This window comes from Schumannella luteola (assembly GCF_013408685.1).
Lineage (GTDB): Bacteria > Actinomycetota > Actinomycetes > Actinomycetales > Microbacteriaceae > Schumannella > Schumannella luteola.
Genome location: NZ_JACBZY010000001.1, coordinates 2,398,315 through 2,423,158 on the forward strand (window position 1 = coordinate 2,398,315; position 24,844 = coordinate 2,423,158).

Below are 24,844 nucleotides of genomic sequence, written 5' to 3' on the forward strand. Positions count from 1 at the left end.
CGCCGGGTGCGGTCGCGGGCGAGCGAATCATCCACAGGCACGGGCGCTCCGTCGCGGTGCGTCGGCGACGCGCCTGCGCGAGGGCTCGCGGACTACTCCGTCGGCCGGTCGCCGCCCTCGTCGCCGAGCAGCTCCTCGAGAGCCCGGTCGACGTCGTCCTCCTGCTCGCCGAGCCCGCCGGTGAGGCGGGTGACGAGGAACGAGGGGTCGTCGATGTCCTGGCTGCCGGGGAGGATGTCGGGGTGCGCCCAGAGCGCGTCGCGCCCGGCCGACCCCACCGCATCCGTCACGGCCTGCCACATGGCCGCCGCCTCGCGCAGACGCCGCGGCCGCAGCTCGAGGCCGACGAGCGTCGAGAACGCCGACTCGGCCGGGCCTCCGGTCGCGCGGCGGCGGCGCATGGTCTCGGCGAGCGCGTCGGCGCGGGGCAGGCGTGCGGTCGCCTGCAGCGTCACCACATCCACCCAGCCTTCGATGAGCGCGAGCATCGTCTCGAGCCGGTGCAGTGCGGCCTCCTGCTCGGCGCTCTTCGGCGGGATCAGCGCACCGCTCGTCATCGCATCGCGCAGCTCCTCGGGGTTCGAGGGGTCGAAGTCGGCGGCGAGCTCCTGCAGCCGCTCGGTGTCGATGCGCACGCCGCGCGAGAAGTCGCCGATCTGCGTCAGCAGGTTCAGCCGCAGCCACTTCGCGTGGCGGAAGAGCCGCGCGTGCGCCAGTTCGCGCACCGCGAGGTAGAGGGCGACCTGGTCGTCGGGGATGTCGAGGTCTCGGCCGAACTCGTGCACGTTCTGGGTCACGAGCGCCGCCTGGGTCGTCTCGCCATCGAGCAGCGGGATGCCGACGTCGCCGCCCGACACCACCTCGGTCGAGAGGCGGCCGACGACCTGGCCGAGCTGCATCGCGAACAGCGTGCCGCCGACGTTGCGCATGATCCGGCCGGCGCTCTGCGCCACACCCTCCATGCCCGGGGCGTCGCCGACGCCCTCGTCGTCGAGCACCTGGGTCAGCGCGGTCGCGATCGAGTCGGCGACGGGCGCGGCCAGCTGCGTCCACACCGGCATCGTCTGCTTCGTCCACTCGGTGCGGCTCAGCAGTGCGGGCGCCGTGGTGAGCGAGCTGATCTCGGTCGCCTCGTCGAGCCAGAGCGCCGCGACGTGCAGCGCCTGCTCGAGAGCCGAGCGCTCGCCGGGGGTGGAGACGACGCTGCTGCGCGTCGCGAGCTGGGTGGCCTGCTCGAGGCCGACGTTCCAGTCGACGCCGTCGGCCGAGTTCTGCAGCGCCTGCTGCAGCTGGCCGATGAGACGGTTGAGCAGCTCGGGATCCGCCGGCAGACCGGCCGCCGCGGCGAGCTTCGCGGGGTCGAGATCGCCGCCCTGACCGCCGCCCGCGAGGAACTGCCGCAGCATCTCGCGGAACTCCTCGTCGCCGGGTTCGCTCTGTCGGGGTTCCTCAGACATGGCGACTACGCTAGCCGTCGCCCCTCCGGCCGAGCCGGGTGAACGGGGCATTCCGGGCCGGTTCCCGTGCGCCTCTGGCGAACACCGCCCGACCCGCCGCGACCACGGCCCGCCGTGCGAGACAGCCCCTCCCCGAGACGAGACCGCGCATGACCTTCTTCGCCGATCAGCCCGTGTCGGCGCCCGCTCCGCGTCCGCGCCGCCGCGCGCCGCGCTCGGTGGTCGTCGGATGGGTGCTGCTGGTGCTCGGCGTGGTCGGAACCCTGGTCGTGGGCATGACTCCGGCGCCGTACGTGATCGAGCGCCCGGGCCCCGTGTTCGACACGCTCGGATCGCAGAAGGTCGACGGCAAGGCGACCCCGCTCATCTCCATCGACGGCGCGAAGACCTACGAGACCTCGGGTCAGCTCGACCTGCTGACCGTCAACATCCTCGGCTCGCGCGAGCAGCGCCTCAACTGGGTCGATATCGCGCTCGCCTGGTTCGACCCGGCCGAGGCGGTCGTGCCGCTCGAATCGATCTACCCGGAGGGCGTCTCCGACAAGCAGGTCGACGAGCAGAGCGCCGTCGAGATGCAGAACTCGCAGCAGGAGGCGATCGCCGCGGCGCTGCGCAGCCTCGACTACGACGTGCGCGGCTCGGTGAAAGTCGCCGGCGTCGAGAAGGGCAGCCCCGCCGACGGCAAGCTCAAGGCCGATGATGTGGTCGTGTCGGCCGACGGCACCGCCGTGGGCGACCTGGATGCGCTGCGCGAGCTGATCTCGAAGCACGCCGACGGCACGCCGGTCTCGCTCGTGGTGCGCCGCAGCGGCGTCGAGCGCACGATCGACGTCGTGCCCGCGGTCGCCAAGGCGGCCGACGGCAGCGACACCGTCGCGGTCGGCGTCTACACCTCGATCGACTACGCCTTCCCGATCGACGTCGAGCTCAAGCTCGACAAGGTCGGCGGCCCGAGCGCGGGGATGATGTTCGCCCTCGGCATCGTCGACAAGCTGACGCCGGGCGAGATGACCGGCGGCGAGCACATCGCCGGCACCGGCACGATCGACGCTGCCGGCGAGGTCGGCGCGATCGGCGGCATCCGGCAGAAGATGTACGGCGCCCAGCGCGCCGGCGCGACCTTCTTCCTCGCGCCGAAGAGCAACTGCGACGAGGTCGTCGGGCACGTGCCGTCCGGCCTCACCGTCTACTCGGTGGGCACGCTGAAGCAGGCCGAGACCGCGGTCGAGGCGATCGCCTCCGGCAAGGGACGCGCGGCGCTGCCGACCTGCGGCGGCTGACGAGACCGCTGACCCGGGCTCCCGGGCGACCCGACTCCGCCCTGCGCGAACCGGCCGCCCCGCACGGTCATCTCGCAGAGAGCGCCGCGGCGCGCCGCCTAGGATCGGAGGACGCCGCGGCGTCTCGGCACCGGCGCACACCATCAGGAGCACTCTCGTGACCGCCACAAGCCCCCGGCCTGCTCGTTCCCGCCTGCGCGGCACCATCGGAATCGCGGCCATCATCGTCGCGGTGATCGTCGCCGCGTTCTTCCTCTTCGCGAGCCTCTACACCGACTTCCTCTGGTACGACCAGCTCGGCTTCCAGAACGTGCTGACGACGCAGTGGATCGCCACGGTCGTCATGTTCGTCGTCGGCTTCGTGGGGATGGCGGTCCCCGTGTTCGTCAGCGTGCAGCTCGCCTTCCGCGTCCGCCCCGTCTACGCCAAGCTCAGCGCCCAGCTCGATCGCTACCAGCAGGTCGTCGAGCCGCTGCGCCGCCTCGCGATGTTCGGCGTGCCCGCCGTGCTCGGCCTCTTCATGGGCGTCTCGACCGCGATGCGCTGGCAGACGGTGCTCGAGTACCTCAACCGCACCCCGTTCGGCATCAAGGACCCGCAGTTCGGCCTCGACAACTCCTTCTACGTCTTCGAGCTGCCGCTCTACCACGGCATCCTCGGCTATGCCTCGGCCGCCGTCATCGTCTCCGGCATCGCCATGCTCGCCACGCACTACCTCTACGGCGGCATCCGCGTCGGCAACCGCGAGGTGCGCATCACCCGCGCCGCTCGCGTCCAGATCGCCGTCACCGCGGCGGTGTTCCTGCTGCTGCAGGCCGTCAGCATCTACCTCGACCAGTTCTCGACGCTCACCGACTCGCGCGGTGCGAGCAGCCTCTTCACCGGCGCCACCTTCACCGATGTCAATGCGGTCATCCCCGGCAAGCTGATCCTCGCGATCGCCTTCGCGCTCGTCACCGTGCTGTGCATCGTCACCGCGGTCGTCGGTCGCTGGCGCCTGCCGATCATCGGCACCGGCCTGCTGGTCGTCGCGAGCCTCGTGATCGGCACCGCCTACCCGGCCCTGATCCAGCGCTTCCAGGTCGAGCCGAGCGCCCAGTCGCTCGAGCGCGAGTACATCTCGCGCAACATCAAGGCCACGCAGGACGCGTACAACATCTCCGGCATCGACACGATCGCCTACTCGGCGAAGACCGATGTGGAGCAGGGCGCCCTGCGCGACGACGCCGACACGACGGCGAGCATCCGCCTCATCGACCCGAACGTCGTCAGCCCGACCTTCGCGCAGCTGCAGCAGGTGCAGCAGTACTACCAGTTCGCCGACAAGCTCGACGTCGACCGCTACGACATCGACGGCACCACCCAGGACACCGTCATCGCGGTGCGCGAGCTCGACCAGCAGAACCAGGCCTCGCCCGGCTGGATCAACAACACGGTCGTCTACACGCACGGCTACGGCGTCGTCGCCGCCTACGGCAACCAGCGCTCGGAAGACGGCCAGCCCAAGTTCCTCGAGTCCGACATCCCCAGCCGCGGCCAGCTCGGCGACTACGAGCCCCGCATCTACTTCGGCGAGAAGTCGCCGAGCTACTCGATCGTCGGCGCCCCGAAGTCGAGCGACCCGGTCGAGATCGACTACCCGTCGAGCGACAAGGACGACGACAGCGCCGCCCGCAAGTACACCTACACCGGTGACGGCGGACCGAAGCTCGACAACGTCTTCAAGCAGCTCGTCTACGCGATCAAGTTCGGCTCGGAGCAGATCCTGCTCTCCGACTACGTCAACAAGGACTCGCAGATCCTCTACGACCGCGACCCGATCGACCGCGTCAAGAAGGCCGCGCCGTACCTGACGCTCGACCGCAACGCCTACCCGGCCGTCGTGAACAAGCGCGTCGTCTGGATCGTCGACGGCTACACGACGACCTCCGACTACCCCTACTCGCAGGTCGAGCAGCTGTCGTCGTCGATCGCCGACACGAACACCCCGCAGCCCGAGTACGCCCTCGACGACGTCAACTACATCCGCAACAGCGTCAAGGCCACGGTCGACGCCTACAGCGGCAAGGTGACGCTCTACGCCTGGGACGACAAGGACCCGCTGCTGAAGACCTACAGCAAGATCTTCCCCGGCACGCTGAAGTCGCAGAAGGACATGAGCGCCCAGCTGCTGCAGCACGTGCGCTACCCCGAAGACCTCTTCAAGATGCAGCGCTCGATCCTCGAGACCTACCACGTGACGAACCCGAGCACCTGGTTCTCGCGCGACGACCAGTGGACGACCCCTTCCGACCCGACCGCGTCGGGCGAGGACAAGGGCAAGCAGCCGCCCTATTACCTGACGATGAAGGTGCCCGGCACCGACAAGCCGGCGTTCACGCTCTACTCCACGTTCATCCCGGCCACGACCACGAAGGAATCCCGCAGCGTGCTGAAGGGCTACCTGACGGCCAACGCGGATGCGGGACCGGACTACGGCAAACTCACGCTGCTGACGCTGCCGAAGGATGACACGGTGCCCGGCCCCGGCCAGGTGCAGACCTCCTTCACCACCTCGAGCGAGATCGCGCCGCAGCTGAACCTGCTGCAGCCGCGCGGCGGCAACACCGAGGTCGTGCGCGGCAACCTGCTCACCGTGCCCGTCGGCGGCGGCCTGCTCTACGTGCAGCCGATCTACGTGCAGGCCAACAGCGGCACGCAGTACCCGCTGCTGCGCAAGGTGCTCGTCGGCTTCGGCGACCGCGTCGAGTTCGAGGACACCCTCGACCAGGCGCTCGACAAGCTCTTCGACGGCGACTCCGGCGCCGCAGCCGGCGACAACGGCGTGACACCGGGCGACGGCAGCACCGGCACCGGGGGAGACACCGGGACCGGCGCGGGATCGGGCGGCACGGATGCCGGATCCGGTTCGGGTGACGGCAGCACGGGCTCCGGAGCCGGCGCCGGCGGCTCGACCGGAACCGGCGACAACGCCGCGCTGAAGAAGGCGCTGTCCGACTACCAGACGGCGCTCTCCGACCGCACGAAGGCCTACGCGGCCAACGACCTCAGCGCCGCGGCGGAAGCCGACAAGCGCATGCAGGCCGCCGTCGAAGCCGCCATCGCCGCCTCGGGGAGCTGACGCCGTTCACCCTCCGTGCCCCCTGTGGTCAAGAGCACTCCGCAACCGTGGTAACGTTGTTCTCGCACCGCGGGGTGGAGCAGTTCGGTAGCTCGCTGGGCTCATAACCCAGAGGTCGCAGGTTCAAATCCTGTCCCCGCAACCAAGAAGAAGACCCGTGACCTTTCGGTCACGGGTCTTCTTGTTTGCCCTTTCATGGTCCGCCCTTCGGGCGGCACGCCAGTGGACGCCTTCGGTGCGGCTTCGGGCGGGGTGGGTCGGCTCTGGTGCCGTTTCGGGCGGAGCGAGTCGCCTTCGGGTGGCGCGAGATTGTCGCCTCTCAGTCGGCTTCGCTCGCTCGCCTGATCTTGGCTCGCGGATTGCTGTCGTCGGCTGGGGCGGGTGTGATTGCCTGGGGTGATGGATGAGGTGCAGGTCGTCGTCGCGCACTCCGAGCGGGCGACGCTGCGCGTGGGCGACACCTTCGTCAAGGTCGACGGCGATCCGGACCGGCTCGTGACCGAGGTCGCGGCGATGGCCGCGGCGCCCCTGCCGACAGCCCCCGTGCTGTGGACCCGGCCCTCGGTGATCGCGCTCGGCCTGCTGCCCGGCCGCGCGCTCGGCCGGCTGGGTGAGCCCTCGGCGGCTTCGGCCGGCGCCTGGACCGCCGCGGGGAAGGCCGTCCGCCGCCTGCACGACTCACCCCTGCCCGCTCGCGACGTGCGCCGCGACCCCGCCGAGCTCCGCGCCGAGCTCGAGCGGGAGTGCGCTCAGCTCGTCGAGAGCGGGATCCTTCCGGCCGAGCTGGTCGAGGCGAACCGGGCCGTCGCCGAGGCCGTCTTCCGGCCGTATGCGTCGGCATCCATCCACGGCGACCTGCAGATCACCCACGTCTTCACCGACGACCAGGACGAGATCACCGGGGTGCTCGACTGGTCGGAGGCCGGGGCGGGCGATGCGATGTTCGACCTCGCGACCCTCACGCTCGGCCACGAGGGCCGGCTCGACGATCTGCTCGCCGGCTACGGCCGTGACGTCGATCGCGCCGCGATCCGCGGCTGGTGGTCGCTGCGCAGCCTGTTCAACGTGCGCTGGCTCAGCGAGCACGGCTTCGACCCCTTCGCGCCCGGCTGCGAGGTCGATGTGCTGCGGGCGCGGCTGCGCTGATCGCGCGCGACCCCGCTTTGTAGGCTGAGCGGATGACCGACCCGACGCCCCGCGGCGAACTCGTCGTCGCCGTGCTGCAGTTCGCTCCGGGTGCCGATTCCTCGGCGAACCTGGATCGCCTCGGCGCACTCGCTCGCGAGGCGGCGGCCGACGGCGCCCGCCTCATCGTCGCGCCCGAGTACTCGTCGTACTTCGCCCCTCAGCTCGATGAGAGCTGGATCTCCGCCGCCGAAGACCTCGACGGCGCCTTCGTCTCCGGTCTCATCACGCTCGCCGCCGAGACCGACGCGGTGATCGTCGCCGGGATGGCCGAGCGCATCCCGGGGGAGTCGCAGCGCTTCTCGAACACCCTCGTCGCGGTCGACGCGAACGGCGTGCGCGCCGAGTACCGCAAGCTGCACCTCTACGACGCCTTCGGTTCGCGCGAGAGCGATCGCATCGTGCCGGGGGCGATCGTCGAGCCGGCCGTGTTCGAGGTCGACGGCATCCGCGTCGGCCTGCAGACCTGCTACGACCTCCGCTTCCCCGAGGTCACGCGACGGCTCGTGGATGCGGGCGCCGAGCTCGTGCTGATCCCGAGTGAGTGGGTGCGCGGCCCGCTCAAGGAGCACCACTGGCGCACGCTCGTGACGGCACGCGCCCTCGAGAACACGATCTACGTGGCGGCGCCCGACCACGCGCCGCCGATCGGCGCCGGCAGCAGCATGATCGTCGACCCGATGGGGGTCGCGCTCGCGTCGCTGGGCGAGCAGAGCGGCGTCGCGGTGGCGCGCGTGACGCAGCGCCGCGTCGCCGAGGTGCGCGAGATCAACCCGGCGCTCGCGCTGCGGCGCTTCGCGGTCGTGCCGCGCGACTGAGCCCGCGCGAGGTGCGCAGACCGCCGCTCAGCGGAATGCAGTCTGCAGCTCCAGCGCGTAGGCGTGGTAGATCTCCTTGCCGCGTGTCGTGTCGGTGACGTCGGCATCCACGAGCGTGCGCAGCGCATCCTCCGCTCCGCGTGCGGCCCGGTCGAAGTCGATCGTCGGGGCGCTGAGTGCGAGCCCGGCCGAGAGGGCGGTGAGGATCGCGGCGACCGTCGCCGGGTGCGAGTCGTGCCGCACGAGCCCCGCGTTCTGCAGGTCGATCACGAGCTGCTCGGGGATCGCCGTGCGGGGGCGGAATTCGAAGCCGTCGATCGCGCTGACCATGCGCCCGAGCGAGCGGGGATCGGTCAGGTAGAGCCGGCGCACGAGCTCGTTCTCGTACACCGAGGTGAGCACGTAGTAGTAGATGCGCGACAGCAGCCCGCCGTTGGGGTCGCGGCTGATGTTGTCGAGGGCCGCGCCGATCATCTGGTTCGTCTCGCGCTCGAGGGTGCGCACGACGAGCTCCTCGAGCGTGGGCACGATCGCGGTCAGCTCGTCTTCGCGGCAGTCGAGTCGGCGCGACACCGAACGCAGGTCGACACGGTCGAATCCGTCGTCGATGATCATGCGGACGACAGCGTCGATGGCATCGTCCAGCGCGGGGTGGGGCATAGCAGGCCTGTCTGTGAGGTCTTCGGGTCCGGACAGTCTAGGCAGGGGGCGAACAGATCTGTTCTCCCCCGATCCGCCCCAAAGCGGGGGACGGTGCGGTACAGGTGTCGGCTTTCTCGCTCCTCCACAGGGGCGGGATCCGGCGGTTCTCCCCGGATCCGAACCCCGCGGATCCGCGCCGATCCGCGGCTTCCTAGCGTCGGGACATGCGCCGTCGTCCCCTGGTCCTCGCCGCCCTGCTGCTGAGTCTGATGCTCGCGATCGGGGCGATCGCGGTCGCGATCGGGCCGCGACTCGAGGCGCCGCCGACGCCGGCCCCTCTCGATCCGGCGGAATCCGCCCGCGAGCACGAGCGCGTGCTCCTCGAAGCGCGCGACGCGATCCGCGACTATCGCGAGATCAGCGACCGGGTCGGTCAGGCGGGGTGGATCGAGGTCGAGCCGCTGCGCGACGCCGTCAGCTCGGCGCAGTTCGACCGCGAGAGCCGCGAGGCCGAGACCCGGCGTGCCGGCGGCTGGGTGCAGCGCGGTGCGACCGAAGCGGATGCCGTGCGGATCGAGGCGTCGGAGCGCCAGGACGGCCGCATCGTGCGGGTGCTCGCGACCGCGTGCGTCGACAGCGGAGCCGCCCGCGTGCAGCGACTCAGCGACGGCGCGCTCGACGCGGTGACGCATCCCAGCCGCCAGCGGATGCGCTTCGAGCTGCAGCGCTATCGCGAACGGGGTGGGTTGCGAGTCGCGTCGGTCGAGGTCGTGGGGGAGTCCGGGGCGGATGGCGCGGACTCCGACTCCGGGGGCGTCGCCGCGGGCTGCTGACGCGGCGGGTGGCGTCCGGCCCCGGGAGAGCGCGTGCGGAGATCCTCAAGGTGGGGCCGAGTACGCTCCCAGGGTCGACATAGAGATCGCACAAGAAGCACGGTGAGGCTGACGACATGACCGACACCCCCCGCACCCCCGACGAGAACTCGACCGACTCGCTCGGGAACGACGCGGCCGAGCCCTCGCAGGCTCCGGCGCAGCCGACTCCCGAGCAGCCGGAGGCCAGCGCGCCCCAGCCCGCGGAGCACGCCGCGCCCACCCCGTCCTCCGCGAGCGAGGCTCCGGCCGCGCCGGAGGCGCCCGCTGCCGCCGCGATGCCGGCCGCGCCCGCGGTTCCGGCCGACGGCGGCCACCAGTTCGGCTACTCGGCGCCGCCGACGCCGAGCGACCACAGCGCCTACTCGGGCGGCTATTCCGCCCCCGCCGCGGCTGAGACGCCCGCGAACCCGGTGACGCCCGGCAATCCCGCGTCGCCCGGGAGCTCGCCGGCCGCCGGCTCCGGCGAGGTGCCGGCCGTCCCCACGCCGCAGAGCTACGGCGCACCGCAGGCTCCGACCGCGCCCGGCCCGCAGACGTACGCCGCCGCCCCCGGCGCTCCGGTCTCCGGCGCTCCGGCTCCCGGCGCGTCGTTCGGCCCCGCAGCCACGGCGCCGACCTTCGACTACGCGACCGCGCAGCCCGGCGTGACCGGCGCCGCGGCGTCGACCAAGCGCAAGCGCTCGGCATCCATCCCTGTGATCGCCGCTCTCGCGATCGGCGCCGTCATCGGCGGCGTGGGCGGCGGTGGCATCGCGACGGCCGCGATGTCATCCCTGGTCGGAACCTCGAGCGCCGACTCGGCGCGTCCGCAGACGATCACCGTCAACGACAGCAAGTCGGTCAACCAGACCACGGGCGTCGCGGCGAAGGCGACCCCGTCGGTCGTGACGATCTCGGCGACGACCACCAGCGCCGCCGGCACGGGCTCGGGCGTGATCCTCGACGACAAGGGCTACATCCTCACCAACACCCACGTGGTCACGCTCGACGGCGAGTCCGGCGACGCCACGATCGAGGTCACGCTCTCCGACGGCCGCATCTTCGCGGGCAAGGTCGTCGGCACCGACCCGACCGTCGATCTCGCCGTGATCAAGATCGAGGCCGACGACCTGACGCCGATCACCTTCGGCGACTCGTTGAAGCTCAACGTCGGCGACACCGCCATCGCGATCGGCGCCCCGCTCGGCCTGTCGAACACGGTCACCGATGGCATCGTCAGCGCGCTCGACCGCAGCATTCAGATCGCCTCGTCCGCCGCGCCCGACAACGCCGACCAGAACCAGGGCGGCAACAGCGGCAGCGACAACGGCAGCCCCTTCGACTTCTGGAACAACCAGCAGGGCGGCTCGGGGCAGACCGCGACGAGCTCGATCTCGATCCCTGTCATCCAGACGGATGCGTCGATCAACCCCGGCAACTCGGGCGGCGCCCTGCTCGACGACGAGGGCAAGCTCATCGGCATCAACGTCGCCATCGCCTCGGCCGGCGGCAGCTCGTCGAGCTCCAGCCAGTCGGGCTCGATCGGCGTCGGCTTCTCGATCCCGGCGAACCTCGCCAAGCGCGTCTCGGAGGAGATCATCGCCAACGGCAAGGCCACCCACGGTCTGCTCGGCGCGTCGGTCAGCGACGCGACGCTCAAGACCTCGAGCACGGTCGGCGCCGTCATCGCCGAGACCCCGGTCTCGGGTGGCGCGGCCGAGAAGGCCGGGCTGCAGAAGGGCGATGTCGTCACCTCCTTCGACGGGCACCCGATCACGAGCGCGACCGACCTGACCGCCCAGGTGCGGGCCGAGGCCGGCGGCGCCACGGCGAAGATCACCTACGTGCGCGACAACCGCTCCACGACCGTCGAGGTCACGCTGGGCACCTACACCAGCTGACCTCGACCCCGGCCGACGGCCGGTCGCCGACTGCTAGGCTCGCGACGAGTCGACGCACGTCGGCGATCGGCCGGAATCCGGGGGAGCACGATGGACCCGAGTCCGGCATCCGCCCCCGAGCTGCCCGCGCTTCCGCCGCAGCCGGGGGTCTCCTATGTCATGCCGGTGCTCAATGAGGTCGGCTACATCGAGGCGGCTGTGGCGAGCATCCTCGCGCAGGCGAACCCGGGCGAGAGCGAGCTGATCCTCGCCCTCGGGCCGTCCACCGACGGCACCGACGCGATCGTCGAGCGGATGGCGGCGGCCGAGCCCCGCATCCGCATCGTCGACAACCCCGACAGCGACATCCCGATCGGCCTGAACCGCGCGATCGCGGTGAGCCGCTTCCCGGTGATCGTGCGGGTGGATGCGCACACCGAGCTCGCCGACGACTACACCCTGCGCGGCGTCGAGACCCTCGCGCGCACCGGCGCCGCGAGCCTCGGCGGTGTCATGCAGGCGACCGGCAAGCCCGGGGTGCAGGCGGCCGTCGCACGGGCCTACAACAGCCGGTTCGGTCTCGGCGGCGGCGCGTACCACGGCGGCGACGAGGTGCCCGAGGGGCCGGCGGAGTCGGCCTACATGGGCATCATGCGCCGCGAAGCGCTGGATGCGGTCGGCGGGTTCGACGAGACCCTGCGCCGTGGCGAGGACTGGGAGTTCAACCACCGCCTGCGCCGCGCCGGCTACCTCGTCTGGCTCGACCCGAAGCTGCGCGTGACCTACTGGCCGCGCAGCACCTGGGCACGTCTCGCGCGGCAGTTCGTCGCGACCGGCATCTGGCGCGGCGAGCTCGTGCGCCGCCTCGGCGGCAGCAACCCGCTGCGCTTCTTCGCCCCGCCCGTGCTGCTGCTCTCACTCGTGCTGTCGGTCGTGTTGCTGCCGCTGCACGCCACCGGAGTGCTGCACGGGGTGCTGGGCTGGATCCTCGCGCTCGCCTATCTCGGGCCGCTCGCGTATCTCGCTCTGCTCGTGGTCGCCGCGGCGACCACGACCGGCGGCCTCGTCGACCGGCTCCGCTTCGCGGGTGTGCTGGCCGTCATGCACCTGAGCTGGGCGGCGGGCTTCGTCGTCGGCGTGGTGCGCGGGGCGCGCGACGCCGTCGACACGAGTCGCACCGAATCCTGACCGCCGCGAGGGCGTCGTCCTCAGCTCAGCCGAGCATCCCCTCGTCGAGCATCCGCTGCACCACCCGCTCGCCGGCGTGGCCGTCGTCGTCGGGGGCGTAGCGGGCCCGCCAGCGGGCGCGCTGCTCGGCGAACTCGTCCGCGCGCGCGTCGCCGCTGAGCAGCCCCAGCAGTTCGTCGCGGGTCTGCACGACCGGGCCGGGAGCCTCGGCGAGCAGGTCGAAGTAGAAGCCGCGCAGGTCTTCGCTGTAGTGCGCCAGGTCGGGCGTGAAGTAGACGATCGGCCGGCCGGTCGCGGCGAAGTCGAACATCACCGAGGAGTAGTCGGTCACGAGGATGTCGGCGACGAGCAGCAGCTCGGCGACGTCCGGGTAGGTCGTGACGTCGATGAGCCGATCGCCCCGCAGGTCGCGCCCGTAGGGCAGCGTGCGCGAGTGGCCGCGCACGAGCAGCACGGTGTCGTCGGGCAGCTGCTCGGCGAAGGAGCTGAGGTCGAGGTAGTCGACGATCTCGGTGCGATCGTCGCGCCAGGTCGGCGCGTAGAGCACGACACGAGCGCCGACGGGGATGCCGACGCGGCGCCGGATCTCTGCGGCGTCGCCGTCGACGAGCACGTCGTTGCGGGGGTAGCCGAGCTCCCAGACGGGGCCGTCGAAAGCGTACGCGCGGCGGAAGACTCCGGCGGCGTAGTCGTTCTGGGCGAGCATGACATCCCAGCGATCGCGCTCCCGTCGCACGGCGAGGCGGGTGCGCAGGCCGGTTCCCGGGCGGTCGAGGGCGAGGCGCTTGAGCATGGTGCCGTGCCAGGTCTGCAGCACCCTCTGGTGTCGCCGACGAAGGAAGCGCTTGCGCAGCCAGTCGTTGACGACGAGCACGCGAGCCGAGCCGCGGGCGCGCCACCAGGCGCGACTGCCTTCGATCACCCGCACGGCTCCGTCGGGAACCGGCACGGAGGCGTCGGCGACGCTCCAGTAGCGCGTCGTCTCGGGTCGCAGCCGGGAGAGGGCGCGATCGATGCCGGCCGGATTGCAGGCGACGGTGCGCGCGTAGAAGCTCTCGAAGAACACCGCGTCGTCGGGGCGGAAGATCGCCCGGAAGTACTCGGTCTGCAGGCGGCGCTGGGCATCCCGCCCGCGCTCGTCCGCGGCGAGCGGCGGGGTCACGCGCACGCGGAGGCCGCCGTCGATCGGCGCCACCTCGAGGTTCTCGAGCGCGTGCTCGAGACGCAGCGGAGCGGCTTTCGCGATCGCGGAGGATGCGGTGATCCGCGACGACGGCGACGCCCCGGGCAGCACGAGCTGCAGCCGGTAGTCGCCCGAGGGCAGCGCGAGCCCCGGACGGCCCCAGCGCTCGGCGGTGAGCGGGATGCGGATGAGGTGGCCGGCACGGTCGGCACGGTCGTCGTCGACGGACCGGAGGCGTCCGGTGACCGAGGCGCGCGCGCCCTCCAGCCGGACGACGGTCTCGGCCGTCGTGCCCGCATCCGCATCCACACCCGAGCCGCCTGTCGGCAGCCCCTCGAGTGCGAGCCGCAGCTCCGGCTGCCCGGCGTCGTCGAGGCCGAGCTCGAGCTCGGTGAGCTGCGGGCGGGGGAGCGGCAGCGCATCCACTCCCTCCAGCGATCCGGGAACGTGCTCGCCGATGCGGCGCAGCACAGCGGCGAGCACGCGCTCGGCGGCGCGGCCGTCACGGTGGTCGACGTGCTCGTCGACGAGGTGACGGCGGTGCCGCTCGGCCGCACTCGCATCCGCCCGCTGAGCCGTCAGGCGCGTCAGCACGCCGGCCCAGTCGACCGCGTGGTCGCCGCCGCTGAAGTCGCGGTAGGCCTCGTAGAGTCCGCGCTTCTTGGCGTACTGCTCCAGGTCGGGGGCGAGGAACACCGCGGTCCCTCCGGTGAGGGCGTGATCGTAGGCGATCGACGAGTAGTCGGTCACGAGCGTGTCGATCGCGCTGAGCGCCGGGGTGACGTCGCGCACGACGTCGGAGCCGAGCATGCGGATGCGCGGCGACGCGCGCGGGCCGTCGGCATAGTCGCCGGCGCCGAGCGGATGGCTGCGGATGAGCAGCGTGGCGTCGTGCGCATCGAGCCAGGCGGCGACCTCCGCCCATCCGTCGGCGTCGGGCGCGGCCGGGTCGGGGGCGCCGTCGCGCCACGTCGGCGCGTAGAGCACGACGGGACCGGATCCGAGCGGCCCGGCGGCGTCGCCGATCAGAGCGCGCGCCCGCGCGCGCCGGGCGTCCGGCTCGCCGCGCAGCAGCACATCGTCGCGGATGTCGCCGGTCACCGGGATGCGCGAGCGCGGCACGCCGAAGGCGCTCGAGATGCGGCCGGCGACCAGCTCCGACGCCACCGGGAACAGCGCGATCCCGCGGCCGGCGACGGAGTAGGCCCGGCGCATCAGCGCGCGGACGAGCCGATGGTCGGGCAGCGGCGACAGCCGCAGTGCGGCGGGCGTGTCGAGGTGCAGGCGCTTGAGCGGGATGCCGTGCCAGAGTTGCACGACGAGCGCGCCGCGGGTGCCGAAGCGGTTGGCGTCGCCGAAGCCGTGCGTGACGACGACCACCTGGGCTCGCAGCGTTGCCCAGAACCCGCGGCGGCCGTGCTTGGGCAGCGCATCCCAGCCGCGTGCGCGCGCCTCCTCGAGCTCGGCGTCGGTCGAGGCGAGCCAGACGACGCGGCGTCGATCGCCCCGCGCGGTCGTCGCGGCCTGCGCCCGCGCGAGTTCGTAGAACGGGACGGCCCCTTCGCCGAGCCCGATCCCCGAGCCGACGACCCACAGCCGCGGGGTGCGCGGCACGACGACGGATGCGGCGGCGCCGAGCGCGTAGACCGGCACTCGCAGCAGCTTGAGCAGGTTGCCGGCGCCGAAGGTGAAACTCGCCATAGAACGCCCGGGTCCGTTCCCTTCCGCCGCAGCGCGGCCGCTTGCTCACGATTCTGGCACGCAGGACCAGATTCCCGGAATCACGGGGATGTCGCGGGTCCCTGCCCGGTTCGTGCCCGCTTTCAGTAGCGAAAATCGCGAGTTCGGGCGTATCACGTAAGTGGAAGAAGCCTCCAGGATGCGCAAGCCGCGACGCCTCGAATCGGGCCGGTATCAAGCACGCGACGGTCAGGGTCACTCACTCGGAACTTTCTCAACTCTGTCCGCCGCTGAGGACGCGCAGGCGCTCGCGCGCATCCGCAAGAAGCACGGCAAGCCCAAGAAGAAGAAGGCCCTGACCGTCGCTGAGTACGCGCCGCAGTTCCTCGCGCTCAAGCAGGCGCAGCAGGCCCGGGGACGCATCACGCAGAGCCGGGTGGCCATCGTGGAGCGGGTGCTCCGGCTCCGCATCGTGCCGGGGCTCGGCAAGGTCGCGCTCTCGGACATCAAGCACAGCACCGTGGAGACCTTCCTCGCCTCGCTCCCGCACGCGGTGCCGGAGACCAACAACGTGCTCAGGTCGTTGCTCTTCCAGGCGCACCGGGACGAACTCATCAAGTCGATGCCGCCCGCGGTCGAGGGCGCGGCCACGAAGCCCGACAGCAAGCGCCCGGTCATCACCGAGGCCGAGATGTGGAGTCTCATCGAGGCGATGCCGGAGCCCTATCGCTCCATGGCCGTCGTCCAGTACGGGACCGGCCTCCGGGTGGGTGAACTCCTCGGGCTCAACTGGAGCGTCATCGACTTCGAGAAGCAGACCATCCGCGTCGAGCGGCAACTCACCAACCGCGAGGGCATGGTCGAGCGCACGAAGGGCAAGAAGGCCCGCATCACCTACCTGGCCGGAGAGGCGCTAGACGCCCTCCAGCGGCTCCGGAAGGAGCGCCCGGGCATCGGCGATGCTCCCGTGTTCCTGACGCCGCGAGGGAACCGCGTGATGCGCCACATGTACTACGCGGCATTCAACGCCGCACGCGCCTCTCTGGGGCTCGATCACGCCACCACGCACATGCTCCGCAAGCGAGGCGGGACAGCGCTCTACGAGGCCACCCGTGACATCAGACTCGTGGCCAAGACCCTCGGGCACGCCAGCATCGAACTCACGAGCAAGGTCTACGTCCAGGACAGCGACATCAGCGCCGACGACCTCGCGGCCTTCGAGGCTCGGCTCAGGAGGGCGAACTAGTGCCCGGGGTGCACAAGTGGCGGACCGCCGAGGACTACCGCATCCTGCATCACCAGCACTCCTTCCTGGCCGCCGCCAACCGCCAGGTGGTGGCCGACTTCGAGAAAGCGATCATGAGCGACCTGGGCGTGCTGGAGGACATCGCCGCTGACTACGTGCTCATCACCGAGGAGGCCCGCGACGCCTTCCTCGCGAAGCAGGCCAGGGGCCTCGTCACGCCGGAGCGCCCGCCCCGGGTGCCCGACCCGAAGAAGAAGGCGGCGGCACTGGCCAGATGGGCGAAGGTGCGAGCAGAGAAGGGCGATGGCCCTCTCCACTCCGAGGAGGCGCGAGCGCGCATCGGAGCGAAGAACAGTGCACACGCCGAGCGCAAGAGAGCGCTCGCCTCTGCGCGTGGCGAAGGCACGTGAGGCCCTGCTCTCTAGTCTGGAGTGAGCCCGGTGGTGGGCGTTGAGGAGCGATAGCCACCGGGCTTCTCTATGCCCGGAATCGGCTCTCTGCCTCTATCACGAAGTGTCCTTCTCCGAGGGATAGTTCAGTGATAGAGGCAGGGCTGTCGGGGCTCTTAGGTCGTGACAGGGCTGTGGGCTACTCCCACGTGTGGGCGAGTGGGAATGCTGTGAATCCCTAGTTCGTGATAGAGCCAGATTCCGGAATGTCGGGACAGCGGACCTCCTCGCGTGCTTCACTTCTCTCGTAGCGCTTGTGGCATTGCTCCTCTTGACCTAGGTCCCTTTCAGCCCGCCGCCCGCTCCCATCGAAATCCGCCCGCCTCTCTGGCCGGGCGTCGAGTGCGATCCGGGAGCATCCAGTGCACACACCTCCGAAGCCGAACGGCAAGGCGCAGTTCGCCGACCTGCTCGGACGTTGGCTCATGGGCCAGGCCCTGCGGCATCTCAACGCCGCGCACGCCGCTGGCTCCTCGCTCGACCTGGAGGCGCTGACGGCCCTTCTCATCGAGGATGCCGGGCAGGCCGCGGACCACATCCACCAGAGCCAGCAGGGCGTGCGCCGGGCCGCGGGGACGACGTGGACGCAGGTCGAGGGCCGGACGGCTCCTCGGGCCGCTGAGCGGGCGCTCCAGGTGTGGCGGGCGGACTTCTTCGAGAACCGCGCCGCGATGGGCCGCAAGTCGGGTCAGGTGCGCCGGGGCAAGCGGCAGGCGAAGTTCCTCGGCTTCCAACTCGGAGACCTGGAGGGCCTGTCCATCCGTGAGCAGGCCGCCCGTCTCGGGTGCTCCACCGCCACGGTCTCCCGACTCCGCAAGGAGCGCGCGGCCTTCCTGGCGTCGCAGGTGGAGCCGGACCGCACTGACCTTCCCGCACTCATCGAGGAATCCACCGTGATCGCTATGACTCCGGAGGAGTTCTCGGACTTCATGCACGAGTACCTGGCCACCGAGGCGGACGCCCGTCCCGTCGCTCAGTTCAAGATTCCCGACTTCATGCCCCAGTCCTCCTACGACGACGCCATGGCCGACCTGCTCGCGGTGCCGCTGTGACCGAGCGCCGGGAGCCGCGGATGGGCGAGCGCTATGGCTCGCTCGTCGTCATCCAGACCGGCCTGCGCGCACCACGCACGGCGAAGCAGGCCCGCGAGAACTGGACGCCGGACAAGGCCTGCGAGGTCATCTGCACCAACTCGTGGGAGCACAACGGCACCGAGCACACGTGCGGACGCCGCTACCTCATCCGCTCGCGCGACCTCGGACGCCGGGCCTACTGCATCATCTGCCGCCAGCGACAGAACGCCGCTTCGGTCAACGCCATCAAGAAGGAGAACGCCTCATGATCACCCTCAACTTCCTCGACTACCTGACCATCGTTCCGCTTCTCGTGATCGCCGCGGCGACCTCGGGCCTGCTCATCCTCGGATTCGTGAATCGCGCCGAGCGCCGGGCCGAAGCCGCATCGCTGGAGACCGCCGCCATCGAGGCCGTTCGCGACGCCGAAGCCGCCATGTCCAAGGGGCTGGAGGTGCAGGAGGAGGACGGCGAGGTCGTGAGGAACACCAAGCAGGCCGCGGCCCGTCACATCGAGCGCGCGCACCGGATCGACAAGTTCCGCGCCGATCTGGCCAGCGTGAAGTTGACCTCGGCTGAGTGGGAGACCTTCTTCGCCCTCGGCAGTGAGGAGCAGATGGTCGAGGCCGCCCGACTCGCAGAGGAGCAGGCATCGTGAGTGCCATCGAGCGATTCACGAATCGTCGTCGTACCCGCCGCCTCGCGCGCCGGGCACGGCTCACGCCTGGCCAGTGGCTCCCGTGCATCCTTGGCGGCTTCACCGGCGCCCTCCGCTGGCACGAGGGCCGCATCGAGGTCCAGTTCCTCGTGGGCGACTCCGTGGTCTCAGGGTCGGCGGTGATGGCGTGAGCGGGCTTCGTCGCCGCTGGCGGGTGTGGATCATCAAGCGCGAGGCCAAGCGCAACCTCCGTCAGACGTTCCGATCCTTCGGGAGGGCCGCACGATGAGCGACCACCACCAGAGCCCGGCGTGGTCCAAGACCGTGCGCACCATCCGCCCCCGGCTGGAGGCTCAGCGCCGCGCGGGCTCGCTCGTGTGCATCGACTGCCACAAGCCCATCCAGCCCGGCGAGAACTTCAGCGTGGGCCACAAGGTCAGCGCCGCGCAGGCGAAGCGGATGGGCTGGACCGAGGCGCAGATCAACGCCCCGTCCAACCTGGGCGGAACGCACTCCTTCCGAGGCGGCAAGGGCGCAGGCACCCGCAGGTGCAACGAGAAAGGCGGGGGCCAGATCGGCGCATCCCTGCGAATCAAGAAAGCGAGCGCCGCCAAGAGGCGGCCGGAATGGAGCCAGTGGTGAGCGACATCGACAAGGGCCGGGTGCGTTGCTCCTGCGGCTGGGCGTACACGCTCCCCGCGGACCGCGCCGACGACGAGGCATTCAAGGAAGGCGTGTTCGACACGCACGTCACCAGCCACCACATCCGACTGGAGCAGAGAGCATGACCGACGCACCGATCACCGCCATCCTCGACGCGATCGAACTGCGGTTCGGCATCAACTCGTGGTGGCTCGCCTGCCCGTGCGGATGGTCCAGTACGAAGCGCGCCTATGTCGGCGGCGACATCCCTCGCCTCCTCGTCGCTCAGTACGCCGAGGCGCACGCAGAAGAGGCGCACCTCCACCCGATCAACGGAGAGGAGCAGAGCGCATGAGCCTGAAGGATGAACTGGACAACCTGTTCGAGTTCGACCCCTCGGGCACCATCGCGTGCAAGCACTGCGACTGGATGCTCTCGGTCAACACCACGCACCCCGGCGGCTTCGACCAGGCCGTCACCGAACTGCGCGACAGCCTCGGTGCTCACCTCATGACCGCGCACATCCTGCCCGTGCGCCCGGACTACGACCCGACGAAGGAGCAGGCGGCGTGAGTCAGGCGTTGCGTCCCACGCGCACGAAGACGGGCCAGAACCGGTTGAAGCGCATGAGCGGCGACTGTCGCCAGCGTCGCCATACTCGGACCTCCCGCTTCGGCACCGAGTCCCGGGACCATCGCGCTATCTGGCGACGCGGCTCATCGGGGTCCGGACTCCTGATCTTGTCAGCGAGTGTGAACTCGATACGCCAGGTCGCACCCGGTTCGAGGATGGGTCGCTCGAACGATTCCTTCCTTCGGCCTTTCGCCTTCGTCACGATGCGAACAGCGTGGGCTGCGGCATTGCCTCGGTTCACTACATCCACCTCGATGCGCGGACCCGCGTCGTTCCCGTACCCATCCGGCTCGACCGCGGGTAGCAAGAGGGCACGGTCGATCATGATCAGCGGGCGCGGATGGTACCTCCACGTCTGCGATGCGGTGAACAGGGCCACGAGGATTGCGAGCAGGGCGAGGGCCGAGGTCACCCAGTCCTTCGGCTCGAATGTCGCGAAGAAGTCACCGATGTCCGACCAGAACTCCATCTCGGGAGATTACCGCGATGAGTGACGAAAACTCCGACGCTTTTGAGAGCGCCGAGCAACCCCCGCGCGATAGCGATAGAGAATTTCTCACCGGGACCCTGGAGGACCTGAAGAACGCTTCCATTCGCGGCAGATTCCACACGGACGCACCTGCACACGTGCAAGGTCGCAGGGAACTAGTCCGGGGTGCTGAACTCCTCCGTTTGCACGGACCGCGTGCGATGCGAGGAGCCACCATCCAGGGCCACCAGGTGCACCTGTCAGACATCCTCGACGCACCGCACGACTCGCTGGGCCTGCTCATGCCGCGCCGGTCGTTCAAGACCTCGACCCTCTTCGCCAAGGCCATCGGTCGGATAGCCGAGCGGGAGGACTACTTCGTCGCGTACACGATGACGACGACGGCCATCAAGGCCCGCCAGCGGTTCCGCGACGACATCGTGCGCCCGCTGGAGGGCCTGTTCCCCGATCCTCGCGAGCGACCCTTCCACCTGAACAAGGCGGGCGGCTCGGAGCGCGTGGAGTGGCGGCACCCGAACGGCGCGACCTCGGTCTTCGCGTTCCTGGCTCCGAAGGGCGATGCGTTCCGCTCGGATGCGTGGGACTGGATCATCCTCGATGAGGCCGGGCAGGCGAAGCCCGACATGGGCGAAGACATCCTCGACGGCGCGGCGGCGACGCAGGACACGCGCCCGGGCTCGCACATCACGTTCGCCGGGACGGGGCCGAAGTACCGCGAGGGCAACCTCCTGTGGGACGAACTGGAGAAGGGCCGGGCGGGCGAGGAGGGGCACTCGATCCTGGACTACAGCGCGCCGCAGACCCTCACCACCGACGACGTGGACGAGTGGCCGAAGGCCCGCGCCGTCATCATCGACATCCACCCGGTGATTGGCACCACGACCGACGAGGCCGCGATCCGGAAGTCCTACAGCGCGGTCGGACCGGCGTCGTTCCTCCGCGAGTACTGCGGCGTCGCGGACACCTCCGGCGAGGCTGGCTTCTTCGACATGACGAAGTGGGCCGCGGGCGAGCAGACGGGCGAGGTGCCGGTCATCCCGGCGCACCACCGGGTCGGCTTCGCGGTGGACCCGCTCGGGATGTGGGCCGCGTTCGTGGCCGTGTGGCGTGACGACCTCGGGCACCCGTGCCTCCTGGTGATCGGCCATCGCGCCGGGACGAAGTGGGCGGGCGACTGCGGCAAGGAGACCTTCAAGCGCCTGCGGACGCCGATCATCTACGACTCGGGCTCCGGCTCGACCGTGGCCGCGGTGGACGCCATGAAGCGCCTTCGGAACCCGATGCCGCGGTTCGAGGGTCAGACGTGGCCGCAGGTCAGCGCCGCCGCCGCGCTCCTAAAGACCGAGATGGACGACGGCAACGTGCGCCACTGGGGCGACGAGGAGTTGACCCGCGCCGTGAGCCAGACGAAGAAGCGCACGACCGGCGACGCGAAGCGCTGGGCGCTCGGGCGGGTGAACATCGAGACGGACGACATCACGCTCGTGGAGGCCGCCAGCATCGCCCTCCGCGCCTACGACGAGGCCAAGCCGCGCAAGGCCTACAAGAAGCCCTCCTTCGCCGCCTAGTGCGCGCGTGGCGGCTCTCTGAGAACGCCCGTTGTCGAGCATTGTTCCGTGGGGATTCTGGACCGTCTCGGCTTGACCGACAAGCGCATGAAGGCGCTGGCGTCCACCATCGACCTCACGACCCGCTCGCCGTGGATCACGGGCGAGGACCGACTCACGACCATCGCCGTGGCCAAGGCGATCATGCCGGACGGCGCGAAGGTCGAGGACTTCCCGCTGAGCCGCGAGGAAGCGCTCCTCATCCCTGCCGTGAGCCGGGCTCGGAACCTCCTGGTGAGCACCATCGCGGGCTTCCCGCTCGTCGCGCTCGACAAGAACGGCCCGCTGGACTCGGAGCGTCAGCCCACATTCCTCTATCGGGATGACCAGCAGGACACGCCGTATGAGCGCATGGCGGGCACCGTCGATGACTGCCTCTTCTATGGGCGTGCGCTCTGGCTCCTCGACCGAGGCGCGGGCGACTCTCCGACCTTCGGCCCGGTGCTCAACGGAACGTGGCTCCCGGCTTCCAAGTGGACCATCACCAACGGTCACGTGATGGTCGATGAGCAGGCCGTCCATGAGTCGGAATACCTGCTCTTCAACATCCCGATGTACGCCGGTCTGCTCGCGGTGGGGGACCGCACGCTCCGCGGCGCTCGGGACACCGAGGTCGCGTGGACGGACCGAATCAAGAATCCCGTCGCCGCTCTGATCCTCCGCGTCACCGACTCCGACGCGATGCCCGAGGGCGCGGAAATCGAGGACTTCGTGAACGAGTGGAAGTCCGCCACCCGCGCCAACGGGGCCGCTGTCGGGTACGTGCCCGAGGGCGTGGAGATGGATACGCACATGGCGACCGACGACTCCGGGCTCTTCATCGAGAACCGGAATGCGATCCGCACCGACGTGGGCTCCCATCTCAACCTGCGGCCCTCGATGATCGACGGCACCTCCGGCATCGACTCGCTGACCTACACGACCAAGGACGGCGAGCGGAACGCCTTCTACGACTTCGACCTTCCGTTCTGGACCAAGCCCATCGAGGCGGCGCTCAGCGCATCCAAGATCGTGCCCCGCGGCCAGCGGGTGCGCTTCGACCAGTACGACGCATACAACCCGCCGATTCGTACCGGCGTGCCCACGGAGGAGTGAGCCATGACCGACGACACCACCACTCTGGAGGCCGGGGTCTTCTCCCTGGACGAGGCCAGTCGCACCGTGCGCGGCCTCCTCGTGCCGTGGGGCGAGATGACGCTCCCGGAGCACGCGAGCGCCTTCCAGTTCGACCGCGGCACTGTGAAGGTCCCGAGCGACCTCAGCGCCATGCGCGCCAACCGCAACCACGAACTCACCGACCCGGTGGCCTCCTTCAAGTCCGTCGAGGACACGGAGAAGGGTCTTGTCGCGGTGTTCTCCATCGCGCGCACTCCCGAGGGTGACGAGTTCATCGAGCAGAAGAAGGCGGGCAAGTTGACCCGCCTGTCCGCCGAGGTCCGGAACATCGTCCACCGCGGGGCCAAGGTCATCTCCTCGACCCTCACGGGCGCGGCCTTCGTGCCGCAGGGAGCCTTCGCCAGCGCGGCCCTGTTCGCCCTCGACCCGGTGACCGAAGCCGAGCCGGAGAGCGTCACCGAGGAGTCGCACTCGGAGGAGACCTTCGTCGGCCCGGACGGCAAGACCTACCGCTACCAGCGCGACAGCGAGACCACGACCGAGACCACCGAGTCCGGTTCCAAGACCACCACCGTGACGACTGTCACGGAGGAAACCGAAGAGGAAGAGGAGGCCGACGTGACTGTCAGCCAGACCGCGGGCGAGTCGGGCTCGGCTCCGACCGCACTCACGAAGGCCGATGCGTTCGGCCTGTTCCGTCTCATGAGCGAGGGACGCGCCAGCGCCGAGCAGGTGGAGCGCCTTCGCGAGACCACCACGACGCAGGCCGGCCTGTTCGCGCTCACGGACATCAAGTACTCGGGCACCGGCTCCGTCGCCCCGCGCAACACCGCCCCGCAGTGGGTCGGCGAACTGTGGGATGGCGTCGCCTACCAGCAGAAGGTGGCGGACCTGTTCGGCCACGAGAACGCCACCGAGATGAAGATCGGCGGCTTCCGCTGGAAGACCAAGCCGACCGGCGCGCAGTGGGCGGGCAACAAGAGCAACATCCCGTCGTCCAGCGCCGAGACCGAGCCCGCCACCGCGGACTTCGTGCTCTGGGCCGGTGGCCACGATCACGCGATCGAGCACCGCCTCTTCAACACGCCCAACTACTTCGAGTCGTACTTCGCCGCCATGGCCGAGTCGTTCGCGAAGTGGCAGGACGCGAAGACGCTGACCGACATCCTGGCCACCGCCGACGACATCGACGCCGACGACCCGACCGGGCTCACCATCGGCTCGGGCCTGTCGGCGCTCATCGACGGCGCTTCGCAGGTCATGGCGAACGACGCCATCCCGACCTTCGCGCTCGTCGCCCGCGACGTGTGGAAGCAGATCGCGAAGACCCCGGCCAACAACGTGCTCGGCTACCTCAACGCCGCGCTCGGTCTGAAGGGGGAGGGCACGCTCGACGGCTTCACGCTCCGCCTCCTGCCGGACCTGTCGGAGGGCGAGGTCGTCGTCGGCGCACGCGAGGCCGCGAAGGTCTACGACCTGCCCGGCGCTCCGATCCGCATCGAGGCCCCGGACACCGTGAAGGGCGGCATCGACACCAACGTCATCGGCGGCTCGGGCACGTTCATCCACAAGGCCGACGCCATCGTGCGCGTCAGCCCGTTCGCGCTCACGGGCGGCCAGTAACACCAAGCCTCGACAGGGG

General features: G+C 70.2%; 24 protein-coding genes and 1 tRNA gene. 21 read left to right on the forward strand and 4 right to left on the reverse strand.

All coding sequences use genetic code 11. From position 1 onward, the window contains the following. Positions 1-92: 92 nt before the first annotated feature. Entirely contained in the window at positions 93-1,457 is a 1,365-nt protein-coding gene (locus BJ979_RS10780; protein WP_179567746.1) for a zinc-dependent metalloprotease, read from the reverse strand. 149 nt (positions 1,458-1,606) lie between these two features. On the opposite strand from BJ979_RS10780, the gene BJ979_RS10785 reads away from it, so the two are divergent. The 5 genes from BJ979_RS10785 (at position 1,607) to BJ979_RS10805 (ending at position 7,861) form a co-directional block, all read left to right on the forward strand. After that, entirely contained in the window at positions 1,607-2,737 is a 1,131-nt protein-coding gene (locus tag BJ979_RS10785; protein ID WP_179567748.1) for a YlbL family protein, read from the forward strand. A 157-nt stretch (positions 2,738-2,894) separates the two neighbouring features. Then, the gene (locus tag BJ979_RS10790) at positions 2,895-5,858 is read left to right on the forward strand and encodes a UPF0182 family protein (RefSeq protein ID WP_179567749.1); all 2,964 of its coding nucleotides are present in this window, start codon (positions 2,895-2,897) and stop codon (positions 5,856-5,858) included. Between the two features lie 68 nt (positions 5,859-5,926). Further along, positions 5,927-6,003, forward strand: a tRNA-Met gene (locus BJ979_RS10795). 254 nt (positions 6,004-6,257) lie between these two features. After that, positions 6,258-7,004 (forward strand): phosphotransferase, encoded by a 747-nt coding sequence (locus BJ979_RS10800; protein ID WP_179567751.1) that lies wholly within the window; start codon positions 6,258-6,260, stop codon positions 7,002-7,004. Between the two features lie 32 nt (positions 7,005-7,036). Further along, entirely contained in the window at positions 7,037-7,861 is an 825-nt protein-coding gene (locus tag BJ979_RS10805; protein WP_179567753.1) for a carbon-nitrogen hydrolase family protein, read from the forward strand. Between the two features lie 27 nt (positions 7,862-7,888). Here BJ979_RS10805 and BJ979_RS10810 read toward each other — a convergent pair whose 3' ends face one another. After that, on the reverse strand, positions 7,889-8,476 hold the full coding sequence (locus tag BJ979_RS10810; RefSeq protein ID WP_179567755.1) for a hypothetical protein: 588 nt from the start codon (positions 8,474-8,476) through the stop codon (positions 7,889-7,891). Between the two features lie 251 nt (positions 8,477-8,727). On the opposite strand from BJ979_RS10810, the gene BJ979_RS10815 reads away from it, so the two are divergent. From BJ979_RS10815 to BJ979_RS10825, 3 genes are all read left to right on the forward strand, one after another. Further along, positions 8,728-9,336 (forward strand): hypothetical protein, encoded by a 609-nt coding sequence (locus BJ979_RS10815; protein ID WP_179567757.1) that lies wholly within the window; start codon positions 8,728-8,730, stop codon positions 9,334-9,336. 116 nt (positions 9,337-9,452) lie between these two features. Next, entirely contained in the window at positions 9,453-11,258 is a 1,806-nt protein-coding gene (locus BJ979_RS10820; RefSeq protein ID WP_246286750.1) for a trypsin-like peptidase domain-containing protein, read from the forward strand. A gap of 90 nt (positions 11,259-11,348) precedes the next feature. Further along, positions 11,349-12,425 (forward strand): glycosyltransferase, encoded by a 1,077-nt coding sequence (locus BJ979_RS10825; protein ID WP_179567759.1) that lies wholly within the window; start codon positions 11,349-11,351, stop codon positions 12,423-12,425. A gap of 25 nt (positions 12,426-12,450) precedes the next feature. On the opposite strand, the gene BJ979_RS17640 is transcribed toward BJ979_RS10825, so the two are convergent. After that, positions 12,451-15,309 carry a CDP-glycerol glycerophosphotransferase family protein gene (locus BJ979_RS17640; RefSeq protein ID WP_246286751.1) on the reverse strand — a complete coding sequence of 953 codons (2,859 nt, stop codon included), beginning with the start codon at positions 15,307-15,309 and terminating at the stop codon, positions 12,451-12,453. 178 nt (positions 15,310-15,487) lie between these two features. Between BJ979_RS17640 and BJ979_RS10840 the strand changes: the two genes are divergently transcribed. From BJ979_RS10840 to BJ979_RS10885, 10 genes are all read left to right on the forward strand, one after another. Continuing rightward, positions 15,488-16,534 (forward strand): tyrosine-type recombinase/integrase, encoded by a 1,047-nt coding sequence (locus tag BJ979_RS10840; RefSeq protein ID WP_179567761.1) that lies wholly within the window; start codon positions 15,488-15,490, stop codon positions 16,532-16,534. An 8-nt stretch (positions 16,535-16,542) separates the two neighbouring features. Next, positions 16,543-16,944, forward strand: coding sequence for a hypothetical protein (locus BJ979_RS10845; protein WP_179567763.1), 402 nt, complete (start codon positions 16,543-16,545; stop codon positions 16,942-16,944). A 401-nt stretch (positions 16,945-17,345) separates the two neighbouring features. Continuing rightward, positions 17,346-18,035, forward strand: coding sequence for a helix-turn-helix domain-containing protein (locus BJ979_RS10850; RefSeq protein WP_179567765.1), 690 nt, complete (start codon positions 17,346-17,348; stop codon positions 18,033-18,035). Positions 18,036-18,055: 20 nt separating this feature from the next. Continuing rightward, on the forward strand, positions 18,056-18,325 hold the full coding sequence (locus BJ979_RS10855; protein ID WP_179567767.1) for a hypothetical protein: 270 nt from the start codon (positions 18,056-18,058) through the stop codon (positions 18,323-18,325). Continuing rightward, on the forward strand, positions 18,322-18,714 hold the full coding sequence (locus BJ979_RS10860) for a hypothetical protein (protein ID WP_179567769.1): 393 nt from the start codon (positions 18,322-18,324) through the stop codon (positions 18,712-18,714). Before BJ979_RS10855 ends, BJ979_RS10860 begins: the two co-directional genes overlap by 4 nt. Beyond that, a complete protein-coding gene (locus tag BJ979_RS10865; protein WP_179567771.1) occupies positions 18,711-18,905 on the forward strand; it encodes a hypothetical protein in 195 nt (64 codons plus the stop codon). Before BJ979_RS10860 ends, BJ979_RS10865 begins: the two co-directional genes overlap by 4 nt. 94 nt (positions 18,906-18,999) lie before the next feature. Then, positions 19,000-19,356 (forward strand): hypothetical protein, encoded by a 357-nt coding sequence (locus BJ979_RS10870; RefSeq protein WP_179567773.1) that lies wholly within the window; start codon positions 19,000-19,002, stop codon positions 19,354-19,356. Then, complete coding sequence (locus tag BJ979_RS10875; protein ID WP_179567775.1) at positions 19,353-19,502, forward strand: hypothetical protein; 150 nt, start codon at positions 19,353-19,355, stop codon at positions 19,500-19,502. The genes BJ979_RS10870 and BJ979_RS10875 overlap by 4 nt, the downstream gene beginning before the upstream one ends. Then, positions 19,499-19,711 (forward strand): hypothetical protein, encoded by a 213-nt coding sequence (locus BJ979_RS10880; RefSeq protein WP_179567777.1) that lies wholly within the window; start codon positions 19,499-19,501, stop codon positions 19,709-19,711. Before BJ979_RS10875 ends, BJ979_RS10880 begins: the two co-directional genes overlap by 4 nt. Beyond that, complete coding sequence (locus BJ979_RS10885) at positions 19,708-19,929, forward strand: hypothetical protein (RefSeq protein ID WP_179567779.1); 222 nt, start codon at positions 19,708-19,710, stop codon at positions 19,927-19,929. The genes BJ979_RS10880 and BJ979_RS10885 overlap by 4 nt, the downstream gene beginning before the upstream one ends. Before the next feature lies 1 nt (position 19,930). Here BJ979_RS10885 and BJ979_RS10890 read toward each other — a convergent pair whose 3' ends face one another. Then, positions 19,931-20,458 carry a hypothetical protein gene (locus tag BJ979_RS10890; RefSeq protein WP_179567781.1) on the reverse strand — a complete coding sequence of 176 codons (528 nt, stop codon included), beginning with the start codon at positions 20,456-20,458 and terminating at the stop codon, positions 19,931-19,933. Between the two features lie 17 nt (positions 20,459-20,475). Here BJ979_RS10890 and BJ979_RS10895 point away from each other — a divergent pair, with 17 nt between their 5' ends. Genes BJ979_RS10895 through BJ979_RS10905 form a run of 3 tightly spaced genes read left to right on the forward strand, consistent with a single transcriptional unit; the run spans position 20,476 to position 24,825 of the window. Then, positions 20,476-22,047 carry a hypothetical protein gene (locus tag BJ979_RS10895; protein WP_179567783.1) on the forward strand — a complete coding sequence of 524 codons (1,572 nt, stop codon included), beginning with the start codon at positions 20,476-20,478 and terminating at the stop codon, positions 22,045-22,047. Positions 22,048-22,095: 48 nt separating this feature from the next. Then, positions 22,096-23,181: a phage portal protein gene (locus tag BJ979_RS10900; RefSeq protein WP_179567785.1), complete on the forward strand. Its 1,086-nt coding sequence runs from the start codon at positions 22,096-22,098 to the stop codon at positions 23,179-23,181. Between the two features lie 3 nt (positions 23,182-23,184). After that, the gene (locus tag BJ979_RS10905; RefSeq protein WP_179567787.1) at positions 23,185-24,825 is read left to right on the forward strand and encodes a hypothetical protein; all 1,641 of its coding nucleotides are present in this window, start codon (positions 23,185-23,187) and stop codon (positions 24,823-24,825) included. Positions 24,826-24,844: the final 19 nt, after the last annotated feature.